The organism is Streptomyces sp. NPDC000941, assembly GCF_053599555.1.
The window spans coordinates 48,331-57,585 of the sequence record NZ_JBSFMM010000047.1 but is presented as its reverse complement, the minus strand read 5'-3'; the positions used below and the strand labels follow the sequence as shown (position 1 = coordinate 57,585).

8 protein-coding genes are annotated in these 9,255 nt (G+C 69.8%); 4 read left to right on the top strand and 4 right to left on the bottom strand.

The window, feature by feature from the left end; all coding sequences use genetic code 11:
* Positions 1–716: 716 nt before the first annotated feature.
* On the bottom strand, positions 717–1,592 hold the full coding sequence (locus tag ACWDSL_RS17695; protein ID WP_450486299.1) for a hypothetical protein: 876 nt from the start codon (positions 1,590–1,592) through the stop codon (positions 717–719).
* A 178-nt stretch (positions 1,593–1,770) separates the two neighbouring features.
* On the opposite strand from ACWDSL_RS17695, the gene ACWDSL_RS17690 reads away from it, so the two are divergent.
* Complete coding sequence (locus ACWDSL_RS17690) at positions 1,771–2,352, top strand: sugar O-acetyltransferase (RefSeq protein ID WP_450486297.1); 582 nt, start codon at positions 1,771–1,773, stop codon at positions 2,350–2,352.
* Positions 2,353–2,366: 14 nt separating this feature from the next.
* The gene (locus ACWDSL_RS17685) at positions 2,367–2,912 is read left to right on the top strand and encodes a TetR/AcrR family transcriptional regulator (protein ID WP_450486295.1); all 546 of its coding nucleotides are present in this window, start codon (positions 2,367–2,369) and stop codon (positions 2,910–2,912) included.
* A gap of 71 nt (positions 2,913–2,983) precedes the next feature.
* On the opposite strand, the gene ACWDSL_RS17680 is transcribed toward ACWDSL_RS17685, so the two are convergent.
* On the bottom strand, positions 2,984–3,889 hold the full coding sequence (locus tag ACWDSL_RS17680) for an AraC family transcriptional regulator N-terminal domain-containing protein (protein ID WP_450486293.1): 906 nt from the start codon (positions 3,887–3,889) through the stop codon (positions 2,984–2,986).
* Between the two features lie 89 nt (positions 3,890–3,978).
* Between ACWDSL_RS17680 and ACWDSL_RS17675 the strand changes: the two genes are divergently transcribed.
* The gene (locus tag ACWDSL_RS17675) at positions 3,979–5,010 is read left to right on the top strand and encodes an aldo/keto reductase (RefSeq protein ID WP_450486291.1); all 1,032 of its coding nucleotides are present in this window, start codon (positions 3,979–3,981) and stop codon (positions 5,008–5,010) included.
* A gap of 405 nt (positions 5,011–5,415) precedes the next feature.
* Here the strand turns inward: ACWDSL_RS17675 and ACWDSL_RS17670 are convergent, their stop codons facing one another.
* Both ACWDSL_RS17670 and ACWDSL_RS17665 read right to left on the bottom strand, forming a co-directional pair.
* Complete coding sequence (locus tag ACWDSL_RS17670; protein WP_450486289.1) at positions 5,416–6,252, bottom strand: YwqG family protein; 837 nt, start codon at positions 6,250–6,252, stop codon at positions 5,416–5,418.
* Between the two features lie 115 nt (positions 6,253–6,367).
* Positions 6,368–7,480, bottom strand: coding sequence for a leucine-rich repeat domain-containing protein (locus ACWDSL_RS17665; RefSeq protein WP_450486287.1), 1,113 nt, complete (start codon positions 7,478–7,480; stop codon positions 6,368–6,370).
* 132 nt (positions 7,481–7,612) lie between these two features.
* Here ACWDSL_RS17665 and ACWDSL_RS17660 point away from each other — a divergent pair, with 132 nt between their 5' ends.
* Positions 7,613–9,187: a hypothetical protein gene (locus ACWDSL_RS17660; protein WP_450486286.1), complete on the top strand. Its 1,575-nt coding sequence runs from the start codon at positions 7,613–7,615 to the stop codon at positions 9,185–9,187.
* The last annotated feature ends 68 nt before the right edge of the window (positions 9,188–9,255 follow it).

The window sequence follows — 9,255 nt, the reverse complement described above, 5'->3', positions numbered from 1 at the left end:
CCTGCTCTCAGAAAACCACTTGATGCGGTACTTGATGCAGAGCAAGCATCTTTTTAAGAGCAGGCGGGTGGAGAGCCCCAACCGGACCGGCCCCCACCGCTCCCGGGCGACCACCCACCGCCCCGCCGCTCCACCGCCCCCTCGGCCGGTGACGACCCGTTGGGCTGGACGGCGACGACGCCTTGGCGCCCCCTCCCCGTTCCCGCTGCTGGCCGCCGTGCGCCGAAGGCGCGAGACGATGCCCGCACGCGGCGTCCGGACCACGCCGCCCCGCGGTCGCCGGCCCGTTCGTCGCGCTCGCGCGCCTCCGGCCCAGCGCACCGCTGGACCGACCGGCTCACCACCGCGCGGCAGCAGCTGCGGCGGAGCGCAGCGGAGCCAGTCTTGAGTCCAACCGTTCACCGGGGCGAGGAATCGGGACACCGGGCCAGCCGCCCCTTCCCTCGTCGGGGGAGCGTGATGGACTGAGCTATCCCCCCGGCAACGGCTCGCAGGGTGCCCTCGCGCGGTCTTACGAACCGCCCCAGGTCATATTGGCGACGGCCACGAACATCGCGAGGGCGATCGCCACACCCTGAACGGCCCTCCCCCAGCCGGGCATTGCGGCCGCACCGCCCGGGCCGACCCATCACACGGTCACTGATCATCTACGATCACTGATCGGCTACGGTCACTGATCGCCTACGGTCACCGACCATCCCTTCGGACTTACTCGCCTAACCCCTTGGCGGAGGCCCTTCCAGTTCCGCCAGGGCAAGCTCATAGACACGGTGCTCATCCTCGGTCACCGGCACCTCTCCCCTCCCGTCCTCTATCGCGGCGTCCAGCCACTCGTGGATGATCAGCTCGATGATGTCCGGCACCCCCGTGCCCAACAGCATCTCGACCAACGGCCAGGCGTGCATCGTGACGGGAAACCTGGCCGCCTGGTAAGCCGCCCTGGCTTCCTGCCATATCTTCCGGGCCGCCTCCGGGCCCTCCACACGGGCCGCGTCGTGCAGCAGACGGCACCAGCCGATATCGATACGGTCGACACAGCCGCTGAACTCACTGTCCCAACGGCTGATTTCGGCGACCTCACGGAACAACGCAACCGCCGAGGCCCGCTCGCCGGCGGAGTAGAGCTCGTGCGCCTGCCCCAACTTCGCGTCCAGCCGCCCCCGCGGGGTCGCCCCGTGCTTGGCCACATAGGCGTCCATCTCCGCGAGGTAGTCGCTGAGTTCGGCTGCGCGGCTCCCTATGTGTTCGGCATAGCGCCACAGCTCATCGGTCTCGTCCTCGTCGATACCGTGGGCTTCGGCTTCCCGTAGCAACGCGATGGCCCGGTCGCTGTCCTCGTTCATCTGGTCCGGGTCCGTGCCGTCGTCCAGGGAGTCCAGGAAGCCGTACGCTCCGGCGAGCGCCAAGACACCTCGTACGTGCTCGTCCACGCCCGCGGACGCCAGGGATGCCTCCACGGCCGACGCGACATGGGACCAGTCCGTCTCGTCGGTCAGCTCTCCGACGGGGGTGAAAAATGCGGTGAATTCCGTCGGCAGCCTTCCGGAGATGATCACGCTGGTGACACTGGCGGGAACCGGCGGCAGGTCCATGAATCTCCCTCAACGCGGTCGATCAACAGATGAGCCAGTGTCTCCCGGCGCGACGCCAGGCCCCGCGCTGGGGCGTGGTGTGAAAGTCGCCGCACATCCTTGGCCCCGTGAGGGCCGTTCCAGCCTCCTCAGAGGCAGGAATGTACGAACGTACCTTCCGGGGCGTACGATCGTACGCATGGCGGTGGACTACTTTGCTGACGACCCGCGTACCAATCTGGAGCGCATGCTCGCGGGTGATCTCTATATCGCCGACGATCCCGAGATCGCCGGCAGGCAACAGCGCGCCATGCGGCTCGCCGCGCGCTACCAGACCACGTTCCTGGACGACCGCGCCGCCGCCCGGTCGCTCCTCGATGAGCTGCTCGGCTTCGCGGGCGAGGAGATCGAGGTGCGGCCGCCGCTGTACGTGGACTACGGCAGCAACATCTCCATCGGGGCCCGGACCTTCGTCAACTACAACCTGACCGCACTGGACGTGGCTGCGATCACCATCGGCGAGGACTGCCAGATCGGCCCCAACGTCCAGCTCCTCACCCCCACCCACCCCCTGGAGCCGCAGCCCCGGCGCGACAAGCTGGAGGCCGCGCTCCCCATCACTCTTGGAAACAATGTCTGGCTCGGCGGAGGCGTCATCGTGTGCCCCGGGGTGAGCATCGGCGACAACAGCGTCATCGGCGCCGGATCGGTCGTCACCAAGGACATCCCCGCGAACGTCGTCGCCGTCGGCAGCCCCGCCCGGCCCGTCCGCGATCTCTGAAAGCGCCCCCTCCGATGGCCACCGGACACACCGACCCGCAGCGCCGCGAGCGCATCCTCACCGCCACCCTGAACCACATCGCCGACGAAGGCGTCGCCGGCGTCTCCCACCGGAAGATCGCCGCCCGCGCCGGTGTGCCGCTGGGCTCGATGACGTACCACTTCAAAGGCATCGACGAACTACTCCGCGAAGCCTTCACCCGCTTCGCCGACCATGTCGCCGCCATCTTCGAGCAGCACCTGAACGCGGCCAAGAGCCCCGAGCAGGCGCGCGAAGCGGTCACCGACCTCATCCACGAACTCTCCGACGGACCGCAGCAGGACCTGATCGTCACCCACGAGCTCTACACCCTCGCGGCCCGGCACCCGGAGTACCGAGCGCTGACACGGAAGTGGATGATCCGCAGCCGACAACTGCTGGAACGCCACTTCGACGCGGAAACAGCCCGCCAGCTCGATGCACTTATCGAGGGACTCGCCCTCCACCGTGCCCTCGACACCACACCGCACGCCCGAAAGCTCACGAGCGAAGCCGTCAAGCGCATCACCACCACCGCCTAGCCGCGGTCCTCAAACAGCCTGCGGGGGCACGGGCCTGACACCGGGTCCCCGCAGGCACTGCAGGTTGGTCCCTAGGCCTGGACCGAGGCGCGCAGCCGGGCCGCGTCCTGGCCGGGGGGCAGTCCGTAGACGCTGCGGTATTCACGGTTGAACTGGGTCGCGCTGACGTACCCGACCGCCTCGGCGGCCTGGGCCGCCGTCGTGTTGCCCGCGACCAGGCGCCGCCGCGCCTCCCGCAGCCGCAGGTGTTTCTGGAACTTGAGCGGGCTCATGCCGGTGGCGGCTTTGAAGTGCCGGTGCAGGGTGGCGGGGCTCATATGGGCCACGGCGGCGATCTCGTCGATGCTGAGCGGTTCGGTGTAGTGGGCGAAGATCCATGCGGCCGTCGCGCGCACCCGGGACGCAGCGGAGTCGGTCAGTGACCACTGGCGCAGGACAGGGCCGAGCGGGCTGCGCAGCAACCTGTAAAGGATCTCGCTCTCGATACGGGCGGCCAGGGGGCGGATGTCGTCGGGGGTTTCGAGGAGCCGGACCCAGCGGGTGAGCGCGTCGATGAGTTCCGGGGCCATCGGCGCGGTGATCTGCCCGCCGACGGTCGCCGGCGAGGGCGCTCCCGGCCCGGCCGCCGCCGGCCCCGCCGCCTCTGGCCCGGCCCCGTCGAGCTCCAGCAGCAGCTCGGCGAGCACCGCACCGTCGAGCCGCATGATCGCGGACCGGTACGGCACCTTCTCGAAGACGGCGGTGACGGGCAGGTCGAGCGTGTTCAGAAGCATGTCCCCGGGTGGAACGACCTGGCTGCGGTCTCCGACGACGGAGCGCTTGGCACCGTCAGCGATGAAGCAGATCATCGGCTCGTACTGCACATCGACGGGGTCCATGGGCTCGTCGAGCGCGACCAGCAGGAGCCGGGGCACCGCGGTCTCGGTCCACATCCCCCGCCCGTGCCGGTCGATGGCCGCGGCGAGCTCGTCGAGCATGGGACACACCCTTTACGTGAGAGGATCAGGCAATCCTATGCGATCTGCGGCCCATGACGCTCCGCAGCCGCGTTCCTAACGTGGACGGCATGACAGAGCACAACACCAACCCCACGAACCCCACCGGCGCCGCCGGCCTCCCGCACCGGAGGCTCGGCACCCAGGGTCTGGAAGTCGGGGCGATCGGCCTGGGCACCATGGGCATGACGATGGCGTACGGAGCCGGGGACGAGCAGGGCGGGATCGCCACCATCCACCGCGCCCATGAACTCGGCGTCACCTTCTTCGACACCGCCGAGCTGTACGGAATGGGCACCGGCAGCAATGAGCAGTTGCTCGGCCGGGCCGTGAAGGGCTTCCGCGACGAGGTCGTCATCGCCACCAAGTTCGGCTTCGATCTGACCGATCCCGGCAAGCTCGGGGCCCTGGACAGCCGCCCCGAGCACATTCGCGAGGTCACCGAGAACAGCCTGCGCTACCTCGACACCGACCGTATCGATGTGCTGTACCAGCACCGGGTCGACCCGAACGTACCCATCGAGGACGTGGCCGGCACGGTCGGCGAGCTGATCGCCGAAGGCAAGGTGCGCTACTTCGGGCTGAGCGAGGCGGGCCCCGACATCATCCGGCGCGCCCACGCCGTGCACCCGGTATCGGTGCTGCAGACCGAGTACTCGGTGTTCGAGCGGGCCGTGGAGGTCGAGGTGCTGCCGGTGGTACGCGAGCTGGGGATCGGCTTCGTGCCGTACTCGCCGCTGGGCCGCGGCTTCCTCACCAGCGCGGTGAAGCCCGCCGCCGAGTACCCGGCGGACGACATGCGCAGCTGGGACGAGCGCTGGCAGCCCGGCAACTACGAGAAGAACCTGGCCGCCGTACGGGAGCTCACCGCCCTCGCCGACGCCAAGGGCATCGCGGTCACCCAGCTGGCGCTGGCCTGGCTGCTGGCCCAGGGCGAGGACATCGTGCCGATCCCGGGCACCCGCAGCCCGCACCGCCTGGCGGAGAACGTGGCCGCCGCACATGTCACCCTCACGCCCGGGGACCTGGCCCGCATCCGGGAGATCCTGCCGCGCGGCGCGGCCGGCTCCCGCTATCCCGAGGGAATGATGCCGAGTTGGTGAGCCCGCGTCACGGGTGTAGACGCTGCGTCAAGCAAGAGGAGACGCAGCGTCAACGACACCCGTGGCTTCTCACGTCAGCATTGAGTGCGTCGGCCGAAGCACCGCAGACAGCGGCCGGCGCATCGCAGACAGAGGAGCGGCATGAACCCCATCAGCAAGAGACTCGGCGTCGTCCTGGGGCGCACGACCTCAACGCGGACGGGTACGGAATCGAGGCCGTCCTCACCTACGACGACCGGAAGGCCACGACTCGAGGGCACAACGCGACCTTCCACAGCCCCTGGACGACGGGGGACCTGCCCGAAGACCGGACCTACCTCATGCGCGTATGCGTGGTCAGAGGAACCGCCGAGAAGTGCGTCGAGGCCCAAGTCACCTCCTGAGCCCGGGCCGGCCCACCTGACCTCAGCAGCACTGCCAGGTGAACATGGCCCTCTCGAAGCGGCCCGCGGCCAGGTCATCGGGGCGGATCAGCCAGTAGAGCACGCCGCCGTCGCCCCACATCATGTCCAAGTCCTCGTCGGAGTCGAGCTGCGCGAGCAGCACCCACCCCTCCGCCTCCTTCTCGATCCGCGGGTCCTCCCACGACAGGTCACCGCCGCCCAGCGCGCCATGGGCCACCACGATCTCCACGGCGGTCTGGATGGACTGGGCATGGCCACCGATCTGATGCGCGGCGCCACTCTGGTGACTCCACACCGCTCTCTCGAACGCTTCCGGAAGCTCGTCCTCACCGAACTCGGCGGTCAGCGCGAGCGAGCGGAAGTCGGGCGCGCTCGGGCCCGTACGGACGGTCAGCGGCACCTCCGGAAACGGGGTGAGGCCCGCCGGCGCGGGCCGCTCGGGTGCGGTGGCGGACTCGGGCGGGAGGTGGAGGACGCGGGCACCGGCCCAGGTCTCCGGGTCCGCGGTGTCGACCACCCAGTCGACGTCCTCGTTGTCGCCGTAGTAGAAGAAGGCGAGCCGGCCGTCCGCGGGCAGCGGTATGTCCAGCGCCTCCCTGGGCAGCGCGGCGCAGTCGACCTCCGCGACGAACGGCAGCGGCCTGTGCCCTTCCCACACCGGCCAGTCCACGCCCTCGGGCAGCCGGGGCAGCCCGCCGAGCCGGCCGACGACCGGATCGGCGGGCTCGGCCTTCCGGAGATGGGCGGCCGGGCGCAGCAGCGCGATCCAGCGGTCGGCGAGGTCGGGCGGCAGATGGGTGCGGGCCAGGGTGTGCAGCGGGTCAGGTGCGGTGGTCATACAGCTCATGATGGCGGGCGGGTCCGACAGTCAGACGTACGGGCAGACGTACGGGCAGACGTACGGGCGGGCGTACGGGCCGACGTACAGGGGGCGTGGCGCCCGCGGCGGCACATCATGGGTCGTTGCGCAGGACACGGCCTTCGCCGAGGTGAACGACGAGGCGTTCATGGTCTGCCAGCCACGTCGGCGCGTGGCTGAGCCTGTTGCCGTCCAGCCGGAGCGAGGTGAGGGCCGGGAGGTCGGCCATCCATGCGGGCAGGTCGGTGAGTTCGTTGTCGCCCAGGTCAAGGCTGGTGAGCGCGGTGAGGCCGGCCATCGACGCCGGAAGTTCGGTGAGCCGGTTGCCGCGGAGGCTGAGACTCGTCAGCGCGGTGAGGCCGCCCAGCGTTCCGGGCAGCGCCGTGAGCCGGTTGAAGCCGAGGTTGATGCCGGTCAGCTCGGTGAAACCCCCGACCCATGGGGGCAGCTCGGTCAGCTCGTTGCGGTCCAGGTTCAGCCATCGCAGGGTGGTGAGCCTGCTCAGCTCCGCGGGCAGCCGGATGAGCCGGTTGCTGCCCAGCAGGAGATGGGTGAGGTTGGCCAGCTCCCCGAGCGATGCGGGCAGTTCGGCGAGGCGGTTGTAGTCCAGGTTGAGTTCGGTGAGGGCGGTCAGGTGCCCGAGTGTTGGGGGGATCTCGACGAGCTGGTTGCCGGACAGATCGAGCTCGCTGAGCGCGGCGAGGTCGCCCAATGAGCTCGGCACGGTGGAGATGCGATTGCTGCCGACATCGAGGCTGGCGAGCTTTTTCAGGCCGCCCAGGAACTCGGGGAGCTCGGTGAGCCTGTTGTCACGAAGGGCGAGGTCGGTGAGTTCGGTCAGCTGCCGCACCCATATGGGTATCTCCGCGAGCCAGTTTCCGTTCAGCACGAACTCGGTGAGCGCGCTGAGGTTGCCCAGCGATGCCGGTAGTTCTTCCAGCCGGTTGTCGCTGAGGGAGAGGTGGGTGAGCCCCGTGAGGTCGCCCAGGAAGCCGGGCACCTCGGTGAACGTGCCGTCGCTGAGGTCGAGCCGGGTCAGCGCGGTGGCCTCGGCCAGCGAGGCGGGGACGACGGGCAGCGACAGATGGCCGAGCTCCAGGGACGTATCGCCGTCGTCGATGACCTGGGCGATGAGCTCTTCCGCGTCCTCCAGGGCGAACGAATCATCGTCGTCGTCGATCTCGAACGGTTCGTCGTACTCGGACATGAGTGATCCCTCGGAACGGGCCGCTGTGACGGGAAGATCGAATTCTGCCGCGCCGAACCGCGGGGCGCCACCCGGGGGCCGGATCCAGGGCGGCGGTGGCATGCGCGGCGGCGCGAATGGTCTACTCCCGGGATGTATCTCACCGTCTTTCTGCTGGAGTTCCAATCGTGGTACTGGGAGCGCGAGTTCCGCGACGAAGAGTTGCGGGAAGCGTTTGCGACGACGAATGATCCGACCACCCCGGAGGCGTTCGAGCGTGGCTATCTGACGCTGCTGCGCAGCGGTGACACGGTCGCCTGCGGCATCGCGCTGGACTACTACGACCGTGCGGAGATGACGAGCCGGTATGTGGGAGGCAACCCGCTGGAGCCGCATGCGGAGGAGGTGTTCGCGGTCGCCCGTCGGCTGCTCGCGCAGCCGCCGAGGCCCGGGGACGGCGTAGCCAAGGAGGGCGCCAACCACGCGAGCGCGCTGGCCGCCCTGACGCGCGGTGGCCTGGAGGACCGGGACGCCGACGCGATCGCCGGGGTCCTGGCACGGATGCCGGAAGTGAACCTGCTGGAGCGTGCTCTCGATGCCGCGCACATCCTCGTGGACGAGGAGGAAGAGTACGAAGAGGACGAGAAGGGGGGAGCCGAGGGGGGAGCCGAGGAGGAAGTCGGTGAGGCTCCCGATCCGCGGCTCGTCGCGCTGATCGCCCGGGTGGAGGCATGCCGTGATCGTGTCGCGGCCGTCGCCGCGCTGCGCGAAACCCCGGGAGCGGAGGCGACCGAGTCCCTTGTCCGTGCGACCGATGACGCCGAGTGGCGGGTCCAGCAGGAGGCCGCCGCGGCGCTGGCGGCGGGGGCGCGCTTCTACGCACACCGCCCCCTGTTGGAACGCCTGGTTCGGAGCTGGTCGGCCGAGCAGCGGTCCACCGCGGCGGATGAGGTCCGCGACGCGCTCGCCGAGGGCCCGCACAGCCTGCACTGGGAAGGGGCCGAACCGCCGAGCGCGGAGCTGCGCGCCGCGCATCGCGAGCTGCGGTCCCCCACCGGGGAGGCCGCGCACCGGTCGGCGCTGCGCACGTTGTTGCACAGCGAGTCGCCGGTGGCGGTGGGAATCGCGCTCGACCACTTCCACCTCGCCGAGGGGATCACCCGCTTCGGCCTCGACGACGCCGAGCATGCCCCGGACGTGCTCACGGCCGCTCGCGCGGTCCTGCGGCAGCCGCCGTCCCCGGCCGCGCTGAGCCCGGAGACGGGGTTGGGCGCGAGCCACGCGAGCGCGCTGAACATCCTGAAGGAACTGGGCGAGCCCGAGGACGCGGCGACGATCGTGGCCGCGCTGCGGGCGGACACCGCTCCGGCCGTGGTCCGCGAGGGTGCCGTGGCCGCGGCGAGCTGGTGTCTCGAGCGGTGGGAGGCGCCGGACGAGCGGGTCGTCGACTCGCTCGAGGAGCTGATCTTCGACGGCACGGCGGACATGGAGCTGCGCACCGACGCGGTCAACGCGCTCTTCGGTCTGAACGAGCCGCGGATCACCGCCGTGCTGGTGCGCGCCGCCCGCTCTGTCGACTTGTCGATCCAGGTGGAGGGGGCCATCGGCCTCACCTACAGCCACCTGATCGATCAGCACCGGGAGCTGCTGCGCGAGCTGGTCGCGTCCTGGCCGGAGAAAGAAGCGGGGGACCGGGCCCGGATCGTGCGGGACGCGGTGGACGAGTGAGGTGACCGCCGCGGGGCCGTTCACCCTTTGGGGCCGAGCCTTGGGAACGAGAGGCAGGTCAAGGAACC